Annotated in this window: 16 protein-coding genes and 3 tRNA genes; 12 read left to right on the top strand and 7 right to left on the bottom strand. The window is 73.8% G+C overall.

The window, feature by feature from the left end; translation table 11 throughout:
- Positions 1-384 precede the first annotated feature (384 nt).
- Both ACWGSR_RS03205 and ACWGSR_RS03200 read left to right on the top strand, forming a co-directional pair.
- Positions 385-1,125 (top strand): bifunctional DNA primase/polymerase, encoded by a 741-nt coding sequence (locus ACWGSR_RS03205; RefSeq protein WP_376230990.1) that lies wholly within the window; start codon positions 385-387, stop codon positions 1,123-1,125.
- 206 nt (positions 1,126-1,331) lie between these two features.
- Positions 1,332-1,964: a hypothetical protein gene (locus ACWGSR_RS03200; RefSeq protein ID WP_453563216.1), complete on the top strand. Its 633-nt coding sequence runs from the start codon at positions 1,332-1,334 to the stop codon at positions 1,962-1,964.
- A 220-nt stretch (positions 1,965-2,184) separates the two neighbouring features.
- Here the strand turns inward: ACWGSR_RS03200 and ACWGSR_RS03195 are convergent, their stop codons facing one another.
- The 3 genes from ACWGSR_RS03195 to ACWGSR_RS03185 form a co-directional block, all read right to left on the bottom strand.
- A complete protein-coding gene (locus tag ACWGSR_RS03195; protein ID WP_376230992.1) occupies positions 2,185-3,162 on the bottom strand; it encodes a DUF5926 family protein in 978 nt (325 codons plus the stop codon).
- A 286-nt stretch (positions 3,163-3,448) separates the two neighbouring features.
- On the bottom strand, positions 3,449-4,051 hold the full coding sequence (locus ACWGSR_RS03190; protein WP_376230993.1) for an ATP-binding protein: 603 nt from the start codon (positions 4,049-4,051) through the stop codon (positions 3,449-3,451).
- 108 nt (positions 4,052-4,159) lie between these two features.
- Positions 4,160-4,981 (bottom strand): glycerophosphodiester phosphodiesterase, encoded by an 822-nt coding sequence (locus ACWGSR_RS03185; protein ID WP_376230994.1) that lies wholly within the window; start codon positions 4,979-4,981, stop codon positions 4,160-4,162.
- A gap of 344 nt (positions 4,982-5,325) precedes the next feature.
- Between ACWGSR_RS03185 and ACWGSR_RS03180 the strand changes: the two genes are divergently transcribed.
- Together ACWGSR_RS03180 and ACWGSR_RS03175 are read left to right on the top strand one after the other, a co-directional pair.
- Complete coding sequence (locus ACWGSR_RS03180) at positions 5,326-6,909, top strand: S1C family serine protease (protein WP_453563214.1); 1,584 nt, start codon at positions 5,326-5,328, stop codon at positions 6,907-6,909.
- A 161-nt stretch (positions 6,910-7,070) separates the two neighbouring features.
- Positions 7,071-7,157, top strand: a tRNA-Ser gene (locus ACWGSR_RS03175).
- Between the two features lie 76 nt (positions 7,158-7,233).
- Here ACWGSR_RS03175 and ACWGSR_RS03170 read toward each other — a convergent pair.
- Positions 7,234-8,604 carry a hypothetical protein gene (locus ACWGSR_RS03170; RefSeq protein ID WP_453563212.1) on the bottom strand — a complete coding sequence of 457 codons (1,371 nt, stop codon included), beginning with the start codon at positions 8,602-8,604 and terminating at the stop codon, positions 7,234-7,236.
- 450 nt (positions 8,605-9,054) lie between these two features.
- Between ACWGSR_RS03170 and ACWGSR_RS03165 the strand changes: the two genes are divergently transcribed.
- From ACWGSR_RS03165 to ACWGSR_RS03145, 5 genes are all read left to right on the top strand, one after another.
- A complete protein-coding gene (locus tag ACWGSR_RS03165) occupies positions 9,055-9,588 on the top strand; it encodes an O-acetyl-ADP-ribose deacetylase (protein ID WP_453563211.1) in 534 nt (177 codons plus the stop codon).
- Between the two features lie 334 nt (positions 9,589-9,922).
- Positions 9,923-10,054 (top strand): hypothetical protein, encoded by a 132-nt coding sequence (locus tag ACWGSR_RS03160; RefSeq protein ID WP_453563210.1) that lies wholly within the window; start codon positions 9,923-9,925, stop codon positions 10,052-10,054.
- A 219-nt stretch (positions 10,055-10,273) separates the two neighbouring features.
- Positions 10,274-11,440 carry a DUF1906 domain-containing protein gene (locus tag ACWGSR_RS03155; RefSeq protein WP_453563208.1) on the top strand — a complete coding sequence of 389 codons (1,167 nt, stop codon included), beginning with the start codon at positions 10,274-10,276 and terminating at the stop codon, positions 11,438-11,440.
- 124 nt (positions 11,441-11,564) lie between these two features.
- Positions 11,565-12,110: a SigE family RNA polymerase sigma factor gene (locus ACWGSR_RS03150; protein WP_366373131.1), complete on the top strand. Its 546-nt coding sequence runs from the start codon at positions 11,565-11,567 to the stop codon at positions 12,108-12,110.
- 147 nt (positions 12,111-12,257) lie between these two features.
- Entirely contained in the window at positions 12,258-13,910 is a 1,653-nt protein-coding gene (locus ACWGSR_RS03145; RefSeq protein ID WP_453563206.1) for a long-chain fatty acid--CoA ligase, read from the top strand.
- A gap of 129 nt (positions 13,911-14,039) precedes the next feature.
- On the opposite strand, the gene ACWGSR_RS03140 is transcribed toward ACWGSR_RS03145, so the two are convergent.
- Positions 14,040-17,867 carry a PAS domain-containing protein gene (locus tag ACWGSR_RS03140; protein ID WP_453563205.1) on the bottom strand — a complete coding sequence of 1,276 codons (3,828 nt, stop codon included), beginning with the start codon at positions 17,865-17,867 and terminating at the stop codon, positions 14,040-14,042.
- A 216-nt stretch (positions 17,868-18,083) separates the two neighbouring features.
- Entirely contained in the window at positions 18,084-18,512 is a 429-nt protein-coding gene (locus ACWGSR_RS03135) for an SSI family serine proteinase inhibitor (RefSeq protein ID WP_376231002.1), read from the bottom strand.
- 267 nt (positions 18,513-18,779) lie between these two features.
- Between ACWGSR_RS03135 and ACWGSR_RS03130 the strand changes: the two genes are divergently transcribed.
- Both ACWGSR_RS03130 and ACWGSR_RS03125 read left to right on the top strand, forming a co-directional pair.
- Positions 18,780-18,870: transfer RNA gene (locus ACWGSR_RS03130), tRNA-Ser, on the top strand.
- Between the two features lie 200 nt (positions 18,871-19,070).
- A tRNA-Arg gene (locus ACWGSR_RS03125) sits at positions 19,071-19,143 on the top strand.
- A 112-nt stretch (positions 19,144-19,255) separates the two neighbouring features.
- On the opposite strand, the gene ACWGSR_RS03120 is transcribed toward ACWGSR_RS03125, so the two are convergent.
- Positions 19,256-20,380, bottom strand: coding sequence for a LuxR C-terminal-related transcriptional regulator (locus tag ACWGSR_RS03120; protein WP_453563203.1), 1,125 nt, complete (start codon positions 20,378-20,380; stop codon positions 19,256-19,258).
- 134 nt (positions 20,381-20,514) lie between these two features.
- Between ACWGSR_RS03120 and ACWGSR_RS03115 the strand changes: the two genes are divergently transcribed.
- Positions 20,515-20,724 carry a hypothetical protein gene (locus ACWGSR_RS03115; protein WP_376231004.1) on the top strand — a complete coding sequence of 70 codons (210 nt, stop codon included), beginning with the start codon at positions 20,515-20,517 and terminating at the stop codon, positions 20,722-20,724.
- Positions 20,725-20,799 lie beyond the last annotated feature (75 nt).

Below are 20,799 nucleotides of genomic sequence, written 5' to 3'. Positions count from 1 at the left end.
ATTGCCCCCGGTGTGCACCTTTTGCGGTCGACTGGCGTCGTTTGAAAGCGCGTCATCCCGAGCGTGCGGGGTACGTAAACGGTGACTGGCGGGGGCAGTTGAAGCTGCCCCGGAACGTGATGCGGGACCCCGGCGTCTTCCACGCCGCAGGCCGCTGCCCGCCACCGACTGGCGGGGAACGTGTTCTGAACCGCTCTGGCTCTGACCTGGCTCCACTGGGCTCCATCCGGCTCCACCGGGTAGTACGCGGTTTTTCCGGCCCGACCGGCCCCGCTTCCCTGCGGTCCGGCACCCGCCGACCCGGTATGCGTTGATGCGCACGGTGAACGAATCTGCACGTGTTGTGATGGGAATTCGGCGTTCAACGGAAAGGAACGAGCGCTCATGCGCGAGATCCTCGGAAGGCGACGCAGGCTCCGGTTCCGGAGCAGGGCGAGGACCGCGCGCCTCGACGCGGCGGTCACCTTCGCCGTCGAATGGAACTGGCCCGTCCTGCCGGGCGCGGACCTGAGAACGACGACCCGCGCGGCCACGGGCCTGAGGACGCTGGCCCGCACGGCCGCGGGCCTGATGACGGCGACCCGTACGGACGCGGAGCCCGCCTGCTCCTGTCCCGACCCCGACTGCGTCGTGCCCGGCGCGCACCCCTACGATCCCGGGCTGCTCGCCGCCACCACGGACGAGCGCATGGTTCGCTGGTGGTGGACCACGCGCCCGGACGCCCCGGTCGTCCTCGCCACGGGCGGCGGCGCGCCCTGCGCGGTCAGCCTCCCCGCGCCGGCGGGCGCCCGGGCCCTCGCCGCGCTCGACGCGACGGGCATGCGCCTCGGGCCGGTGGTCGCCACCCCCACCCGGTGGTCGATCCTCGTCGCCCCGTACGACCTGGAGCGGCTGGGCGAGCTGTTGTACGCGAAGGACAGCGTGCCCAGTTCGCTGCGGTTCCACAGTGAGGGCGGCTATCTACTGCTGCCGCCCTCGGTCGCGGGTTCCGGGCAGGTCCGCTGGGAGCGGGCCCCCCTCGCGGGCTCTGCCCGGCCGTGGCTGCCGGACGTCGAGGCGGTGGTCGACGCCCTGGTGGAGGCGAGCACGAGCACACCGGGCGGCGGGAGCCGACTGGCGTACTGAGGACGGGGCGCCGCCACCCTGTCGTGGAAGAACGCCGAGCACGTACCGCCCTTCGTCGTGGCGGGTGGCGGGCGTTCACCCGAACGGGTGCGTCCCGGCCCGACTCGTACGGGAAACGGGTGCGCGGCCGTCCGGGCGCCCGCCGTCCGCCGCTATGTTCGCCCCACCGTTCAGGATCTCCAGCCGAGCAGGAGCAGGTGGGCCCGATGACTCCGGTGAACCTCCGCGTGGTCGCACTCGGGGCCGCCGTCACGGTCGCCGTGCTGCTGCCGCTCGTCGCGACGGCGGGACCGGCCGGGGAGGCCGTACGACCTCTCGGCGCCCGGAGCGAGGGCGACGGGAAGGCCGGGGACGGTGTAGGGGACGGGGAGCTGTGGAAGGCCCTCGGCCTCGGGCCCCGTACGCCGGAACCGACCTCTTCCGAGACCTCCGCAGCCCCTCCCGCTCCTTCCGTCCCTCCGGTCGCCGTCGCGCCGGTCGCCCCCGAGCGGGTCGCGCGCTGTGGGCCGGAACTCGCCTCTCCCGGAGGCGCGGAGGCCCAGACGTGTGTCCTGAACGAGGGGGGCGATGTCTGGGCGCGTACGTACTACCGCAACGCCACGGGGCGGGAACTCGACGCGTTTCTGACCCTCATGGCCCCCGGCGGGCGGACCGTTCACGTGCGTTGCGCGGTTCCGGCACAGGATGAACCGGGCACCTGCGAAACGCCCCGGGAGCGCGGCGCGGGCGCGGTCACGGCGTATACGGCGGTGGCGGAATTCGCCGGCGCGGGCGGGGACGGCGGCACTCCGCTGCTGCTGCGAGCAGGAAGCAACACGGCGGAGCGCGAAGGAAGTTGAGCGTCGGACGCCCCGGCCGGGCCGGAAGCGGACATGGAAAGGCCCGATCGCTGGCGACGGGGGATGCACCAGCGACCGGGCTTCCAGAACGGTAACAAGAGATCTGCTGTTCGCAAATTCGATCTCGGTTATTCGGACAGGGATTTACCTGTCCGAAGACCGGGTTGTGGTGGAAGTCACCGACTGGTCGGTCTGTCAGTCACCGATACCACCTGGGGTATCAGCTGAGAGTGACCTGACGGTTCGTGAGGCCGCCGCGCGCCCGCCGCTCCTCCGCCGTGAGCGGAGCGTCCGAGGCGAGCGCTCCGGTCAGCCGCTCGAAGAACTCGGCGGCCGGCTTCTCGCAGTCCTCGGCGGTCATGGACGTCGGCAGGTCCCACACCGGCACCACGAGGCCGTGGGCGCGGAAGGAGCCGACGAGCCGGGTGTCCGGGCCGAGGGAGGTGCCGCCGGCGGCCTGGAGCCGGGCGAGCGCGTCGAGGAGCTTCTCCTCCGGGTACGGCATGACCCAGCGCAGGTGGTTCTTGTCGGGGGTCTCGCACCAGTACGCGGAGTCGACGCCCGTCAGGCGGACGGTCGGGATCGCGGCCGCGTTGGCCCGCTCCAGGGAGGCGGCGACCTCCGGGTCGGCGCCGTCCGCCGACTGCGGGATCCAGAACTCGAAGCCCGTGTGCACCTCGGGGGCGAACGCGGCGTCGGCGTCCAGCAGGTCCTGGAGGCGCGGGCCCTCGGCCGGCACGCGGCGCGCGGGGACGGGGGTGCCCGGCTCGGCCTCCAGGGCGCGCTGGAGGGTGTCGGCGAGGTCGCGGGCCAGGTCGCCGGAGGTGGAGTCGTTCTGCAGGGCGAGCAGGACGGAGCCGTCGTCGCGGCGGAGCGCCGGCCACGCCATCGGCAGCACGGTCGCGAGCGTCACGGACGGCACGCCCTCGGGCAGCCCGTCCTTCAGGGTGAGCGGCACGGTGGCGGCGGGCACCAGCTCGCGCAGCGCGACCCAGTCGCACTCGCCGGGCAGGCCCTCGAAGGGGCGCTGGACGAGCTCGGTCACGGCGTGCGCGGCGGCCCGGCCGTGACACGCCTTGTAGCGGCGGCCCGAACCGCACGGGCACGGCTCGCGCGCGCCGACGACCGGGATCTCCCCGCTCGTGACCTGTGCCTGGCCGGCCTTGCCGGCCTTCGTCTGGGGGCGCTTCTTGGCCATGGTGTGGCTTTCTCCCGATCGCGGCGGTGCTTGTCAGCGGTGCTGTTTCGGGCGCGAGCCTAGCCGCCCCGGCCGCCACCGCCCCTCAGGCGGGCCGCACGCCCGACGGAGGCGGCCGCCCCGGAGAACCCGGAACGCCCGCCCTCCCACGGGACCGGATCGGGACGGCGCGGCCGCGGGGCCGCAGGGGTTGCGGACGGGTTCGTGCCCGTGGGACCGGTCCGGGTCCGTGGGACCAATCCGGGTCCGGCCGCGAGGCCACGCGGCCGGTCCGATTCGTGGGCGATCAGTCCAGGTCGTCGTACGCGTCCAGGAAGTCGAAGCTCGAACCGCCGCCCACGTGCGTCGCGAAGTCCTCGCGGCGGTGCCCCTCGGTGACGACCACCCAGACGGTGACCTCGCCGGTCGCGCTGTCGCGCACGCCCCAGTCCTGGGCCAGCGCACTGATGATGTTCAGCCCGCGGCCGCCCCGTGCCGTGACCGAGGGCGTCGACGGGACGGGTCGCGTCGGACCGCCGCCGTCGGTGACCTCGACCCGCAGGCCGCCTCCCGGGTCGACCCGCCAGGCCGCCCGTACGTCCCCGTCGCCACGATCCGCCCGTCCCAGCGGCCTGCCGTACCGACAGGCATTGCTGAGCAGCTCGGAAAGGATCAGCACCGCGTCGTCGACGACCGATTCCGCGATCCCGCTGCGGTACAGCTCGTCCCGCATCCGGTGTCGCGCCTCACCCACGCCCGCAGGGCCATGGGGTACGGCCATGCTCGACGACGTGGGCACCTCCTGTGCCACCACCAACGCCACCCCCGAGACCTCCTTTGCCCCACGCCACGGTGTGAATGCCCCGATGACCTGGACCGGAAACCGGCCAATCGGCGTGGGATGAGGCACTCGTGACGATCGCGTACGGACGGAACGCGCCGGTGCACTCCCTGTAACCCGTGATGCTCCCTTTGTCCCCTGTGACGGATGGGACGGAAGTGAGGAAAACGGAAGGGATCAGTCGCGGCCCAGCTGGGTCAGCACCTGCTTCGGACGGTTGGTGATGATCGCGTCCACGCCAAGACGCTCGCAGAGTTCGACGTCCTCGGGCTCGTCCACCGTCCACACGTGGACCCGGTGCCCCGCCTTCTGGAGCCGCAGGATCACCGCCGGGTGGTGCCGGACGATCCGGATGGAGGGGCCCGCGATGCGCGCGCCCGCGGGGAGCCGCCCGTCGCGCAGCCGGGGCGAGACGAACTGGGCGAGGGAGACGGTGGGCAGCGTCGGCGCGGCGGCGGCGATCCGGTGCAGGGAGCGGGCCGAGAAGCTCATGATCCGTACGGGGGAGTCCTCGGGGGACGCGGGCGCGTGGAGGTCGAACCTCTTCAGGAGCTGGAGCAGCCGCTCCTCGACCTGGCCCGCCCAGCGCGTGGGGTGCTTGGTCTCGATCGCCAGCTCGACCCGGCGCCCGGTGTCGGAGACCAGCTCCAGGAGGCGTTCCAGGGTGAGGACGGAGGTGGAGCCGGAGGCCCGCCGGTCGGGGCTCTCCGCCGACTCGCCCCGGCCCTTCCAGGTGCCGAAGTCGAGCTCGGCGAGGGCGGCCAGTTCGAGGGTGGAGACGGCCCCGCGGCCGTTGGAGGTACGGTCGACGCGCCGGTCGTGCACACAGACGAGGTGCCCGTCGGCGGTGAGCCGGACGTCGCACTCCAGGGCGTCGGCGCCGTCCTCGATGGCCTTCACATAGGCGGCCAGGGTGTGTTCCGGTACGTCCTCGGACGCTCCGCGGTGGGCGACGACCTGGACGGGGACGCGGTTCGGTTGCTGCCGTGCGTGAGTCACCGCGTCATGGTGCCATTGGCGGGGCGTGGCGGGCACACCGAGACTGTCCGTTCTGTCCTTTATAAAGGATGGAGAGAGAACGCACAGCTCCGCCTTACAGCGGCCTGACGTCCGGTGGGAAAAGCTGGTCGCAGCACCCTGGAGCCGGAGCGACCACAACCTCACGCGGTCGACGACAGTCACACGCAGGGCACGCGTGGTCGGACGGCGGATACTCACGGGTATCCACGGACGAACGCGGGCAGGCGGTCGAAGTAGTCCAGTAGTCCGCGCGGTCCCGTCCGCGCAGTGCCGGAAGACCCGGCAGACCCGGCAGTCAACGCAGTCAACGAGGAGAGCGAGCTGTGAGCACCGAGAACGAGGGCAAGGCGGTTCAGGGGGATCCGGCTGCCCCGTCCGCCCCTCCGACGCCTCCCGTACCCCCGTCGGCCCCTCCGGCCCAGGCCCCGGACGCGGGCCAGGCCCCGGACGCGACCCAGGCCCCGGGCACGGGCCCGAGCCCGGCCCCCGAGCCGCCCGCCGCACATCCGGCGGACGCGGCGCATCCGCCCGCGGCGCACCCGCCCGCCGCACATCCGGCGGACGCGAACGCCCAGGAAGTGCCGGCGACCCAGGAAGTGCCGGTGACCCAGGCGGCCCCGACGGTCCAGGCGGCCCACGTGGGTCCCGAGGCCCACCACGCGGCCCCCGGGACCCACGCCGCCCACGCCGCTCCGGCCGGAGGCTGGCCGCCGCCCCCGCCCCCGCCGGCCGTGCCCTCCTGGGGCGCCCAGCACGCGCACGTACCCCCGGCTCCCGCCGCGCCGCGCAAGCGGACCGGCGGGCTCGTGGCGGCCGTCCTGGCGGCGGCGCTCCTCGCGGGCGGCATCGGCGGCGGCGTCGGTTACTGGGCGGCCCAGCGCGGCGACAACGACGTCAGCTCGACCACGGTCTCCTCGGGCGAGGCCCCGGCCTCCTTCAAGCGCGACCCGGGGACGGTCGCGGCGGTCGCGGGGCAGGCGCTGCCGAGCGTGGTCACCATCCAGGCGAAGTCGGGCGGTTCCCAGGGCGAGGGCGGCACGGGCACGGGCTTCGTGTACGACCAGGAGGGCCACATCGTCACCAACAACCACGTGGTGGCGTCGGCGGCGGACGGCGGCACGCTCTCCGTGACCTTCTCCGACGGCAAGTCGTACGACGCGGAGGTCGTCGGCCGGGCCGAGGGCTACGACGTGGCGGTACTGAAGCTCACGAACGCCCCGAAGAACCTCAAGCCGCTCCCGCTGGGCGACTCGGACAAGGTGGCGGTCGGGGACTCGACGATCGCGATCGGCGCCCCGTTCGGCCTGTCCAACACCGTGACGACGGGCATCATCAGCGCCAAGAACCGCCCGGTCGCCTCGGGCGACGGCTCCGGCGCCAGCAACTCGTACATGAGCGCGCTGCAGACGGACGCCTCGATCAATCCGGGCAACTCCGGCGGCCCGCTGCTCGACGCGAGCGGCGCGGTGATCGGCATCAACTCGGCCATCCAGTCGGCCGGCAGCGGCTTCGGCCAGTCCCAGGCGGGCTCGATCGGCCTCGGCTTCGCGATCCCGGTCAACCAGGCGAAGAACGTCGCCCAGCAGCTGATCAAGACGGGCAAGCCGGTCTACCCGGTGATCGGCGCGACCGTGAACATGAACGAGAAGGGCGAGGGCGCCGAGATCGCCGCCCGGGGCACCGGCGGCACGCCCTCGGTCACCCCGAACGGTCCCGCGGCGAAGGCGGGCCTGAAGCCGGGCGACGTGATCACCGCCTTCGGCGGCCACCAGATCGACAGCGGGCCCTCCCTCATCAGCGAGATCTGGACCCACAAGCCGGGCGACTCGGTGGAGATCACCTACGAGCGCGACGGCAGGACCGCCACGACCACCGTCGTCCTGGGCGAGCGCACCGGCGACAGCTGACGCGTCCGCGCACGGCACGCGGCGGCTTCGAGCCGGGCTCCGGGCGGCGGGTACGACCCCGCCGCCCGGCGGCTCGTGGCCGGCCCGCGGTCGGGTTTCCGCGGGCAGGTCGTCCAGCCGGTACGCTGTAGCCCGCTCCACCCCGGGTGGTCCGGAGCGGAGGTGGGTTGCCCGAGCGGCCTAAGGGAACGGTCTTGAAAACCGTCGAGGCAGCGATGTCTCCGTGGGTTCAAATCCCACACCCACCGCCGACGCCACGGCCCCCGACCGGGAGAAACCGGTCGGGGGCCGTCGTGCGTCCCGTGGAGCCGGGCCGCGGCGCGATCAGGAGTGGTTGCGGGCCGGGGGGTTGTTGAGGCAGAGCGCGATGTTGCGCACGGCCGCCGTGAGTTCCTCGATGACGCGGGCCGCCTGCTCCGCGTTGTGGAAGGCCGGGCGGTCGGTCAGGGTACGGCTCAGCTCCTCCGCGGCCCGGACCGCGTGCCCCGCGGGACCCTGGTCCGTGGTCGGGGTCGGGGTCGGGACCGGATAGGCGTCGGCCGTCGGGTAGGGGTCGACTGCCTGGTAGGCGTCGGCCGTCGGGTACGCGTCGGCCGTCGGGTAGAGGTCGGGGTACGGCTCGGGGTCCTGGCGGTAGCCCTCGAAGGAGGGCGAGAAGGTGCCGGAGCCCATCGTGAGGGCGGCGGCGTGCGCCTCCTCCCCCGGGCGGGGGCCCGTGGCCGACAGGAGGACGTGCGAGGCCGGGAGCGGAGCCTGGGGGGCCGGTGAGGCGTGGGCCTGCGGCATCGCCTGCGCGTGCAGGGCCTGTGCGTGCGGGGGTTGGGGCTGCGCGGCCTGTCCCGCCTGCCCCGCGTGTCCGGCCTGCCCCGCCTGTGCGGCCTGCGAGGGCTGCGGGGCCTGGAGCTGTGCCACCGGGGCCTGCTGGGCCTGCGGTGCGGACTGGCGGGCCCGGGGGAGCACGAAGTGGTCGAAGCCCGGGAACGCGGAGGTGTCGGGGCGCGCGGTCGGCGGCTCGTACTCCTGCTGCCACCGCGCGCGGTAGCACTCCACCTGGTCCTCGCAGGAGGAGCGCGCGTGGAAGACCGCCGTGTCCTCGCCCAGGTCCGGGTACCAGAGGTTGGGTCCCGGGAAACGGACCGTCCTCATACGGGGCTTGATCTGCTCGGCGCACCCCATGCAGCAGCCCTTCGGCACCAGGAACGGGATGCCGCCGCTCTGTTCGGGCCTGCGCGGGCCCTCCTCGCGCGGGTACTCCCCGTGGTGGCAGGGCGGCAGTTCGCCGCAGGCGCGGCAGACCGCGTAGTGCTCGGGGAGCACCTGCCAGTCCTGGCTGGCGGGGGCGCACCAGTGCTTCGGCGCGGACCGGGGCAGGTTGTCGTTGCGCAGGACGAGCACCACCGGGCGCTTGTAGAACTCGGCGCGTTCCGGGGCGGGTTTGACCGCCTGGTTGTTGGCCCGCCGCAGCTCGTTGGCGTGCCACCACAGCTCCACGTGGTCCCGCCAGGCCTTCTCGTAGGACTCCGGCCAGTGGTCGCCGGGGTACCCGGTGATCTCCAGGACGCGCCAGGCCTGTCGGTCGAGTACGACGATGGAGCCGGCCCGCAGTCGCAGATGAGTTCCCTCGCCGCCCTCGTCCGGCCAGTCATGGCGGCCGATGCTGGTGGGCTGGTCAGGGAGCCACCTGCGAACCTGCATGACACGCTCCTCGGCAACGAAACTTCGTAGTTTCAACTGGGGCAGTAAGTGACATTCTGAACAATTTAGGCGTCGGCTTGGGGTTAGACACGCGCACGCCGCTGATCCATGAGGGCCGGAAACGCCTTTCCCACCGGCTATTTCACCCGCAGTGACCGACCTCGCCCGGATTCGCGGTCTTCGTCGTCACGGCGGCCCCGTACCCGCTCCGGGGGCTCCTGATACCCACCCGTACGTGTGACGCCGCTTCGGCCCGTGACATCCCGTACGTATGCATCTGTTCACGCGCGCGCGTGCGCATCGCTTCGTACGGCGGGCCGTTCACCGGCTCCCGGGGGCCGTTCGGTGCCGGCCGTGGGCCGGTTCCGGGCCGGGGAGGTGGTAATGGCGATGCCGCTCGGTGAGGGGCGGCGTAGGGTCCGGAGGACTTCGGGAGAAGAGGAGCGTGGGATGCGGATCGTGCTCGTCCGGGGCGACATCACCGCCGAGGCGGCGGACGCGGTGGTCAACGCCGCGAACTCCTCGTTGCTCGGGGGCGGCGGGGTCGACGGGGCCATCCATCGCAAGGGCGGGCCGGAGATCCTGGAGGCCTGCCGCGCGCTGCGCCGCTCGCACTACGGCAAGGGGTTGCCGACCGGGCGGGCCGTGGCGACCACGGCAGGGCGGCTGCCCGCCCGGCACGTGATCCACACGGTGGGCCCGGTCTGGTCGCGGGACGAGGACCGCTCGGAGCTGCTGGCCTCCTGCTACCGGGAATCCCTGCGGGTGGCCGACGAGTTGGGGGCCCGTACGGTCGCGTTCCCGGCCGTCTCCACCGGGGTCTACGGCTGGCCGATGGCGGACGGCGCCCGGATCGCCGTCGAGACGGTGCGGTCGGCCCGCACCGGGGTCGAGGAGGTGCGGTTCGTGCTCTTCGACGAGACGGCGTACCAGGCCTTCGAGGAGGCCGCAGGGGGCGCGGGGGACGCGGGGGACGTCTCCTAGGGGTCCGGGAGCCCCGATCGCGCCGAAACGCGAATTCCGCCGTCCCCGCGAGCTGCTTCTTTTCTCGTCTCGACCGGGTTTATACGGCTGTCCTCACGCTTGAGAGGGAACGTCCGCTCCGGGACGGTTCGCCGGGGATTCCGTGGGCAACTCTGCATTTGCGACGTCGAGCACAACAGTCGGGGCGGCGGGCCAACTGCCCCGGAAACAGAGTTGTTTCAGTCCCGCTCCACGCTTCAGGTATTCGGCGGCTCCCAGGAGCTCCCGGTTCTCGGTTCGCAGTTCTCGGTTCGCAGTTCTCGGTTCTCGGTTCTCGTTTCCCGGAGGAAGACCCATGGCAGGCATCCGCACCGACTTCACCCGCACCGGCCCCGCCCGCCCCGCCTCCGTAGGCGCCGCCCTCACCCACGCCGCCTCCACCCGCGCCGCCCGGTCCCTCCCGGTGCTCGACTTTCCGCCGTGGTGACGGCCGGGGGAGGGCCGGCCCGAGGGGGGCCGTACGGCGGTGTGAAGGACGGCCCGCGCGGCGGTACTTCGGTACCGGTGCGCGGGCGTCCGCGCCGCCGGACGCGGGGTCGGGGCTCTCGCGCCGGGGTTCCCACGTACGGGTCGTTCCCCGGTGCGTACGGCGGAGGCGGCGGCCCCAGCGGTGGCCGGGCGCGGCGGGCGGACCTTCACTCGCGTCATGAGCACAAGCACGCCGCCCCTGCCCCGGCCCGCCTCGACCTCCGCACCGGTGCGTTCACGGTCCGCGCCTCCCTTCGCAGGGGCGCGGGCCGTGGTCGCCGTCCTGATGGCGGCGGTGGCCGGGACGGCGCTCCTCGACGCGCCCGCACCGACCGCCGCCCTGCCTCCGCCGCCGACCCCGGCCACAGCCCCGGCCACGGCCACAGCCCCGGCCTCGGCCACACCCCCGGCCTCGGCCTCGGCCACAGCCCCGACCTCGGCCGTCACGGCGGCAGCCGTGAGCAGGACCGCCGCTCCCGCTGTCCCTCCCGCTCCCGCTACCCCTCCTCCTCCCGCCGCCGCTCCTGCCGCTCCCGGAGCCCCCACCTCCACCACCCCCGTCCACTTCACCGGCAAGGCCTTCGACATCTGCGAGGCGCCCTCCGTCGAGACCATGAGGGCCTGGCGCGGTTCGCCGTACGGGGCCGTCGGGATCTACTTCGCCGGGCGGGGCCGGGGCTGCCCCGGCCAGCGGGAGCTGGACTCCGGCTGGGTCGCCTCGGTGCAGGCGATGGGCTGGCGGCTGCTGCCCCTCTTCGTCGGCTCCCAGGCGCCGTGCGTCGAGGCCCCCGCCAAGAAGCCCTTCGCCATCGGCTCCGACCCCTGGGGCCAGGGCACCCGGGAGGCGGGCGACGCGGTGCGGGCCGCGCGGGCCCTCGGTCTGGGCACGAGCAGCCCGCTCTACCTCGACATCGAGGCCTACCGGCGCGGTGACGCCCAGTGCGCCGCGACCACCCTCTCCTTCGTCCGGGGCTGGAACCGCGAGGTGCGCCGCCTCGGCTACCTTCCCGGCTTCTACAGCAGCGCGGACACGGGCGTGCGGGACATCGAGGCGCAGCGGAAGGCCGGCACGGCGGACCTGCCGGCCGTGATGTGGTTCGCGCGCTGGCTGGGGACGCCCGCCCTCGCCACCGAGGCCACCCTGGCCCCGGCGGCCTGGACGCCGCACGCCCGGATCCACCAGTACGCGGGCAACGTCACCGAGACGTACGGCGGCCACCGCCTGGTGATCGACCGCAACGCGGTGGACGCCCCGGTCGCCCGCCCCACCACGGCCCGCGCGGGTTCCTCCCCCTCCAACCCCGTCTCCCCGCTCGACGGGACACGGGCCCTGCCCCGACCCTGAGCCGGGCCTCGGGGGCCTCCACCCAGAGGAGGTCCGGGCGTCCCCGCCCCTACAACCTGAGGCGGACGGTGGTTCGGGACCTGGGGCCGATCCGCCGGACCCCCGCCGCTCCTAGCGTGGAGTCATGACTCCGCCACCCTCTGGCCCCGTCTGCGCCGGTGCCTCGCAGTACGCGTCGTACACGAGCTTCTCCTCGTACGTACGGGCGCGTGGGCCCGTACTCCTGCGCACCGCCCGCTCCCTGACCGCCAACCCCTCGGACGCGGAGGACCTCCTCCAGACCGCGCTCGCCAAGACCTTCGTGGCCTGGGAGCGGATCGAGGACCACCGCGCCCTGGACGGCTACGTCCGCCGGGCGCTGCTGAACACCCGCACGTCGCAGTGGCGCAAGCGCAAGGTCGACGAGTTCGTGTGCGAGGAGCTGCCCGAGCCGGTCGGCCTTCCGTCGCCCGACCCGGCCGAGCGGCAGGCGCTGCACGACGCCATGTGGCGCGCGGTGCTCAAGCTGCCGGAGCGGCAGCGCCAGATGGTGGTCCTGCGGTACTACGAGGACCTCAGCGAGGCCCAGACCGCCGAGGTGCTCGGGGTGTCGGTCGGCACGGTCAAGAGCGCGGTGTCCAGAGCGCTCGGCAAGCTCCGCGAGGACCCGGAGCTGACCCCGGTGAGGTGAGAAACCGCCGCATACCCGCCCGACCCTCCTCCCGTCGCCAGTGATCACTGGCAATTTCCGTACTCCCAGGTAGTGACATACCGCGCGGTACGTGCGCAGAATCTCCACACCCTTACTGCCACGTAGCGCCCACCGGGAGGACGCCCCGTGTACAGCACCATGCAGGACGTACAGCTGACCGTGAGCCGCATCCTCGAGCACGGGATGAGGATCCACGGACAGTCCACCATCACCACCTGGACGGGCGAGTCCGAGCCGCAGCGCCGTACGTTCGCTGAGACCGGGGCCCGCGCGCACCAGCTGGCCCACGCCCTGCGCGACGAACTCGGCGTCACCGGCGACCAGCGGGTCGCCACCCTGATGTGGAACAACGCCGAGCACGTCGAGGCGTACTTCGCGATCCCCTCCATGGGTGCCGTCCTCCACACCCTCAACCTCCGGCTTCCCCCCGAGCAGCTGGTGTGGATCGTCAACCACGCCGCCGACCGGGTCGTGATCGTCAACGGCTCGCTGCTCCCCCTCCTCGCCCCGCTGCTCCCGCACCTGCCGACGATCGAGCACGTCGTCGTCGCGGGCCCCGGCGACCGCTCCGTCCTGGACGGCGCGGCCCCGCGCGTGCACGACTACGAGGAGCTGATCGCCGGCCGCCCGACCACGTACGCGTGGCCGGAGCTCGACGAGCGCACGGCCGCGGCCATGTGCTACACCTCCGGCACCACGGGCGACCCGAAGGGCGTCGTCTACTCCCACCGGTCGATCTACCTGCACTCGATGCAGGTGAACATGGCCGAGTCGATGGGCCTCACCGCCAAGGACACGACCCTGGTCGTGGTGCCCCAGTTCCACGTGAACGCGTGGGGGCTGCCGCACGCCACCTTCATGACCGGCATCAACATGCTCATGCCGGACCGCTTCCTCCAGCCGGCCCCGCTCGCCGACATGATCGAGCGCGAGAAGCCGACCCACGCCGCGGCCGTCCCCACCATCTGGCAGGGCCTGCTCGCCGAGGTCACCGCCAACCCGCGCGACCTCTCCTCCATGGCCCAGGTCACCATCGGCGGCGCGGCCTGTCCGCCCTCCCTCATGGAGGCGTACGACAAGCTCGGCGTCCGCCTCTGCCACGCCTGGGGCATGACCGAGACCTCCCCGCTCGGCACGATGGCCCACCCGCCGGCCGGCCTCACCGCCGACGAGGAGTGGCCCTACCGCGTCACGCAGGGACGCTTCCCCGCCGGCGTCGAGGCGCGGCTCGTCGGCCCCGGCGGCGAGCACCTGCCCTGGGACGGCGAGTCGGCCGGCGAGCTGGAGGTGCGCGGCACCTGGATCGCGGGCGCGTACTACAGCGGCGTCGACGGCGAACCGCTCCGCCCCGAGGACAAGTTCAGCGAGGACGGCTGGCTCAAGACCGGCGACGTCGGCGTGATCAGCGCCGACGGCTTCCTCACCCTCACCGACCGCGCCAAGGACGTCATCAAGTCCGGCGGCGAGTGGATCTCCAGCGTCGAGCTGGAGAACGCGCTGATGGCGCACCCGGAGGTCGCCGAGGCCGCCGTCGTCGCCGTGCCCGACGAGAAGTGGGGCGAGCGCCCGCTCGCGACCGTCGTCCTCAAGGAGGGCTCGACGGCGGACTACGAGACGCTGAAGGCCTTCCTCGCCACGGAGGGCGGCATCGCCAAGTGGCAGCTCCCGGAGCGCTGGGCGGTCGTGCCCGCGGTGCCTAAGACGAGCGTCGGCAAGTTCGACAAGAAGGTCATCCGCAAGCAGTACGCGGAGGGCGAGCTGGACGTGACCCAGCTGTAGGGACCCAGCTGTAGGGACCCAGCTGTAGGGACCCAGCTGTAGTGACCCGCGAACCGACCGGGAAACCGGCCGGGAAGCGAGGAGGGGGAGGGCGCCCGGCGCCCTCCCCCTCCTTCGTTCCGTTCCGTACTAGTTGGTGCCGATCTTCGCGAGCAGGTCGACGATCCGGGCCTGGACCTCGGCGCTGTTCGCGCGCTCGGCGAGGAAGAGGACCGTCTCGCCGGAGGACAGCTTCGGCAGCTCCTCCTCGACGAGGTCGGCGGAGGTGTAGACGACGAGCGGGGTGCGGTTGAGCTGCCCGTTCGCCCGCAGCCAGTCGATGATCCCGGCCCGGCGGCGGCGCACCTGCATCAGGTCCATCACCACCAGGTTCGGCTGCGTCTGCGTGGCGAGCGTGACCGCCTCCGAGTCCGTGGCCGCCCGCGCCACCTGCATCCCGCGCCGCTCCAGGGTGGCCGCGAGCGCCTCCGCGATGTCCTCGTTCTCCTCGATCAGCAGGACCCGGGACGGGTGCTGCTCGCTGTCGCGCGGCGCGAGCGCCTTGAGGAGCACGGCCGGATCGGCGCCGTACGCCGCCTCGCGGGTCGCCTGTCCGAGCCCGGCCGCGAGCAGCACCGGCACCTCGGCGGCGACGGCCGCCTGGCGCAGCGACTGGAGCGCGGTGCGGGTGATGGGGCCGGTCAGCGGGTCGACGAAGAGCGCGGCCGGGAAGGCGGCGATCTGCGCGTCGACCTCCTCGCGGGAGTGCACGATCACCGGCCGGTAGCCGCGGTCGCTCAGCGCCTGCTGCGTGGAGACGTCGGGCGCGGGCCAGACGAGCAGCCGGCGCGGGTTGTCGAGGGGCTCCGGGGGCAGCTCGTCGTCGACGGGGCGCGGGGCGGGCCGGTTGGCGACCTCGACCGCGCCGCCGGGGCCGTCGAGCGGCTCGGGACCCTCCGCGGAGCCCTCGGCGGGCGCTCCTATGGCGTACGCCCGGCCTTCGGACGCGGAGGACACGGAGGGCGCGGAAGGCGTGGCGGGAGCCGGGGAGACGGAGGGCGGGGCGAGGGGCGTGAGCCCCGGCGCGACCTCCGCCTCCGGCCGCGGCTGCGGATGGGGCCTGGCCTCGGTCCCGGCCGGTGCGGGGAGCGCCGCCGGGGCCGGCGGGTCGACCTCGGGCGGGGTGGCGAGCCTGCGCCGCCGCCCGGATCCGTTGGAGGGCGCGGCGGGAGCGCCGGAAGCGGCGGGGACGGGCGCCGGAGCCGGAGCCGTCGGAGCCGGGGCGGTCGGGGGGACGAAGGGCACGCCCTGCCCGAGGGTCCGGACGCTGAACGCCCGTCCCTGGGTCGACTCCCTCGACATGGGCAGCTCGGGCGGCAGCGGTACGGAGCCGGTGCCGGTCCCGTTGCCGGGCTGCGACGGGGGCTGGGACTGCGACGGCGGCTGGGACTGCGGTGCCTGCTGGGGCTCCGGTTCCCGCTCCGGCGGCGGGGGCGCGACGGCCCGGCGCCGCCCGGTCGGCTCGACGGACGCGGGCACGGGCGCGCCCGCGGAGGCGTCGGGCGCCTGGGCCGGCAGCGGCGTCCGGACGTGCGGGTGCGGCTGCGGCGGCGTGTGGTCCGCCCCCGGGACACCCCGTACGGCCTCGTGCCGGTCCTCGTCGGAGACCGGCAGCGGACCGGCGGACGGACCGGCCGGCGGACCGGCCACGGGCGCGGTGGGCAGGGGCACTTCGCGGTCGGCGTCGGCGGGCGGCAGCGCGAACGGGGTCCGGGGACCGGCCTCGGCCGCGGCCGCCCGCTCCTGCGCGGCGGCCAGCGCGCGCCGGCGGCGCCCGCTCGGCTGCGCCGGGTTCTCCTCGGAGGCGACGGCCGGCAGGGCCAGGGCGGCGGGGGAGGGCTCGGGGGCGGGTCCGGGGATGCCCGAGGGGCCGACGGGAACGCCCTGCGGCGGTACGGCCGCGCCGAGCGCGGCACGTCCCTGCGCCCCTTCGGCGGCGGTCACGACGGAGCCTTCGGCGGGCCGTCCCCGACGGCGCCCGGTAGGCTCGACGGGCGGGCCGGCCGGGACGACGGGGGCGGAGGGCGTGGGAGGAGCGAGCGCGTTCTGCTGGGCCGGGATCAGGTCCGCCGCGGCGGTCCCTCCCGTACGGGCACGGCGGCGCCCGCTGGGCTCGGCGCCGGACGGGGCGTCGCCCCCGGCCGGGACCGCGCTCTCCAGGAAGGCGTCCGTCGAGCCGCGCCGGGCCCGCCGCCGCCCGCCGCCGGGCGCCTCCGCGTCCGGTCCCGCGCCCGGGGCGGGGACGGGGACAGGGGCGGCCGGAGCCCCGTCGACCGGGCCCGAGGCCTGCGCGGGCAGCGCGAGGGCCTCCCGGCCGCCCGCCCGCCCGTCGTTCCGGGGCGCGGGCTCCTGCGCGGGGACCGTGCCCCGGCCCGCGCCGACCGGCACTTCGAGGACGTACGCGCCGCCGCTCGTGCCCGGCACCTCGTGGGTCTGCACGACACCGCCGTGCGCCGCCACGATCCCGCGCACGACGGGCCCGTGGACCGGGTCGCCGCCCGCGTACGGGCCGCGGACCTCGATCCGTACGACGTCGCCGCGCTGTGCGGCCGCCACGACGACGGTGGAATCGGCGGGCGCGGCGCCCGGGACGGCGGCCCGGTTCCGGCCGGTCGCGTCGACGCCCGCGACGTCCGCGACGAGGTGCGCGAGGGCGGTCGCGAGCCGGGACGGGTCCACCTCGGCCTCGATGGGCGGGGTGTGCACGGCGAACTGCGCGCGGCCGGGCCCGATCAGCTCGACGGCCCCGTCGATGCCGGCGGACACGACCCCGTCGAGGAGCGTGACGTGCTTGTCGAGTTCCTCGGCGCCCGCGTCGAGGCGCTGGTAGCCCAGGACGTTGTCCACGAGCGCCGTCATCCGGGCGTACCCGGCGGCGAGGTGGTGGAGGATCTGGTTGGCCTCGGGCCAGAGCTGCCCGGCGTCGTCGGCGGCGAGGGTGCCGAGCTGGGTGCGCAGCTCCTCCAGGGGGCCGCGCAGCGACTCGGCGAGGACGGCCGTGAGCTGCTCGTGGCGGGCGGCGAGCGAGGCGTACCGCTCCTGCTGCGCCTCCCGTTCCGCCGCCGCGCGCTCGGCGCGGTCGGCCAGCTCGGCGGCGTGCTGCTCGGCGAGCTGCTCGTACGGCCTGCGGTCGGCGAAGGTCATCACCGCGCCGACGAGCTGGTCCCCGTCCCGCACCGGAGCGGTCGTCAGGTCGACCGGGACCCGCTCGCCCTTCTTCGTCCACAGGACCTGGCCGCGCACGCGGTGCTTCCGCCCGGACTTGAGGGTGTCCGCGAGCGGCGACTCCTCGTACGGGAAGGGCTCGCCGTCGGCGCGCTTGGCGAGGATCAGCGGGTGCAGCTCCCGGCCGCCGAGCTCGCCGGCGCGGTGGCCGAGGATCTGCGCGGCGGCGGGGTTCACGAGGACGACCCGGCCGTCGGTGTCCGTGCCGACGACGCCCTCGGAGGCGGCGCGCAGGATCATCTCGGTCTGCCGCTGCGAGCGGGCGAGTTCGGCCTCGGTGTCGAGGGTGCCGGTCAGGTCCCGCACGACCAGCATGAGCAGCTCGTCGCCGGTGTAGCCGCCGTACGAGTCGTAGGCCTCGCGGCCGTCCTCCAGGCTGGCGCTGGTCACCTCGACGGGGAACTCGCTGCCGTCGGTGCGGCGGGCGACCATCCGGGTCGGCTTGGTGCGGCCGCGCTCGTCGGTGTTGTCCGGACGGCGCATGGAGCCGGGGATGAGGCGCGAGTCGAAGTCGGGCAGCAGGTCGAGGAGGCCGCGCCCGACGAGGGCGGTGCCGGGGGTCTCGAACATGCCGAGGGCGATGGTGTTGGCGTTGACGACCGTGCCGTTGCAGTTGACGAGCACGAGGCCGTCGGGGAGGGCGTCGAGTATGGCTGCGAGGCGAGCAGCGCCTCGGGATGGCCTGCTGCTCACGACGACGCTTCCTCCCTGACGCACTGCACGCGCTTGGCCTGTGGACCGGCCGGCCCCATCTTGCCCCTCGGGCCGTGGCCTGTCACTGAAGGGAGTCTAAGGGAGCCTCCGGCCGGCACTCCCGGACGCCGCCCCCGAGCGCCGTCCCCACACGGCATCTCCCCACGTCATCCCCGTACGCCGCCTCCGGGAGGCGGTGCGCGGAACGGGCGGTCGTCAGCGCCGGACGAACGGAAGAAGGGGCTCCAGATTCTCCCAGCGGTCGATCTCGCAGCCGTTCGCGCGGGAGAAGCGGGCGTCGACCTCGTGGCCCCGCCAGGTGCCGGTCACCCGTGCGAGGACGGATCCGCCGTACACCTGTGCGCACACCTGGCCCTCGGGGACGGGCCGGAACGGGTCCTCGTCCGCCGCCGCGAGCCGCTCCAGGCGCTCACAGGCGCGCTCGGCGGCCGGGTGGTCGCCCCCGGGCCGGTCGCCGCACGTCAGCTCGAAGGTGCCGTCGGCCTCGGGGTACCCGCTCCCGGAGATCGCCACGGTCAGGGCGTCGGGCGCCGGAGCGGGGAACAGCGGCAGCGGCGGCAGGGGGCCGAGGCCGGCGGTTCCGGCGGCGGTGGCGAGGGACGCGAGGGCGATACGGCGCAGCATGCGGATCTCCAGGAACGCGGGTGCACGGCGGACTCGGCGGGCACGGGCACACGGTGCGCCCGTCCGGTCTAACGCTCCGGACGCGGCGGCGTTGCGCGGACGGTTGCGCGGGCGGGGGAGTGCGCCCGGCGGGCGCGCGGGTCCATGCGCGCGCCGGTGGGCTTTGCCCTGGACCCCGGAGGACTAGTACGGTGAGAATCGATTGGTGACAGCCGGTTCGCCTGTGTCATCATCTGCACGCACCACCCGCGTATGCGCGAGGTGCATGGAGGCGTCGCCTAGTCCGGTCTATGGCGCCGCACTGCTAATGCGGTTTGGGTCTTAAAGCCCATCGAGGGTTCAAATCCCTCCGCCTCCGCCCCACACCGAAGCCCCGGCCCCAAGGCCGGGGCTTCGGCCGTTCCCGGACCTGCCCTCACACCGCCCGCCGCGACGTTTCCGCAGGTCACAAGGGGTGAGGCAATCGGATTTCACATGGCGGCGGCAGTCATGTAATGTTCTTCCTGTCGCCGCGAGCGGGTCGAAAGACCGGGGAGCGAAGACAAGAACTGAAAACAAGCACTCGTAGCTTAACGGATAGAGCATCTGACTACGGATCAGAAGGTTGCAGGTTCGAATCCTGCCGAGTGCACAGAGTCGAGAGGCCCCGGACGTCGAGTCCGGGGCCTCTCGCGTTGTCGGGATGTGGAATCGGGCGGGGCCCGGTCGCTTCCGGGCCCCTTCGGATCGTGGGCCCGGTCGGGTCACGGGCCCGTCGAGGTTTCCGGAGGGGTGGGGCGGGCGGGGTCGCGGGTCTGGAGGGCCAGGAGGTAGCCCGCCTGGAAGCGGCTCTCGGCGCCGAGTTCCTCCATCAGCTGGGCGATGTGGCGGCGGCAGGTGCGCAGGGACATGCCGAGTTTGCGGGCGATCTGCTCGTCCTTGGCGCCGGTGACCAGGCGGGCCGCGATGGAGTCGCGGAGCTGGATCGAGGTCGCCGTGGTGTACGAGGTCGAGAACGGTTCGGCCAGGTTCCAGACGTGGGTGAAGACCGAGCAGAGGAACGCGACGGCCGAGGGCTCGCGGAGGACGACGGCCGAGTCCGGGTCGTCCCAGACGGGCAGGAAGGCCAGGGACCGGTCGAAGACGACCATCTTGCCGAAGAGTTCGCCCAGCGTCCGCACCTCGGCGCCGGCCTCGACGACCGCGGCGACGTACTCCTGGGTGCCGGGGTTGTAGCGCGCGGTGTGCTGGTAGAGGGTGTGCAGCCGTACGCCGCGGCGCAGCATCTCCAGGTCGCGCGGGAGCGCCCGTTCCAGGTGGCCCGCGGGGCGTCCGCCGCCGGGCTGCACGGTGAGGACCTCCTCGGTGCAGCGGGCCGCCGCGTCGGAGATGAGGAGCATCACGCGGTCGCGGGACGAGACCGTCTCGACGGCCGCCGAGTCCGTTCCGCCGCGCCGGGCGTCCTCGTACAGGGGCGCGAGGGAGTCGAGCCGGGCCCGGGTGCGTTCCAGGTCCTCCAGGCGGCGGCGCAGCCTGCTCTCCTCCGGGCCGACGATCTCGGCGGCCGCGGCGTAGGGGCTGATGGCGTGACAGGGGCCGTCGGGGTCGTCGGGCGCGTGGGTGAGGAGACGGTGCCGGGACAGTTCCCGGGACGCCTTCCGGACGCCCTCCGGAGTCAGGCCGAGCGCGTCGGCGAGAGCGGTGAGCGGGGCCGGGCCGTGGCGGAGGAGGTGGGTGTACAGCCCGATCGCCGTGGGGGCGAAGCCTTCCGCCTCGTCGGTGGTGGTCACCGCAGGGGAAGCGGCCGAAGCGGGCCCGGGTGAGGCGGAGTCGGGCTCCTCGCCGGGTCGCACCTCGATCAGGGTGCCTGTTTCTGAGTGGTTGTCCATCTTTGCCCCCTCCCTTTCGTGCCATGCACGTTGCTGACGCCCCGGAAGCCTGGTCCGGGCATTCCTGCCGGGCGATCCTTGAATCACCGAAGGGGGAACCCCCGAAAACGGGAATCCGGACCAGGGAGAACACCATGAAGCTTTTTCGATTCATGTGCGCCGCGGCTTTGACGGCGAGCATGGTCGGGGCCGGCGTCGGCGCGCTTTCCCCGGCTCCGGCCCCGTCCGTGGCCGCGGACGGGAAATCCGTTCGGATCTCGGCGGAGAGCACCGAGCGGTGCGAGAAGCCGGGCGACACCGAGTGGAGCGCCCCCGCCTCCACCTGCCCGAAAGACCTCCTGTGACAGCCGGAACGACCGGGGCCCACCGGAACCGCCGGGTTCCCGCCGGCCTTCCCGCCCCACGCTCACGCCCACGTG

It is taken from the genome of Streptomyces sp. NPDC055632, from assembly GCF_053618675.1.
This window is presented reverse-complemented; position numbering and strand designations above follow the sequence as displayed.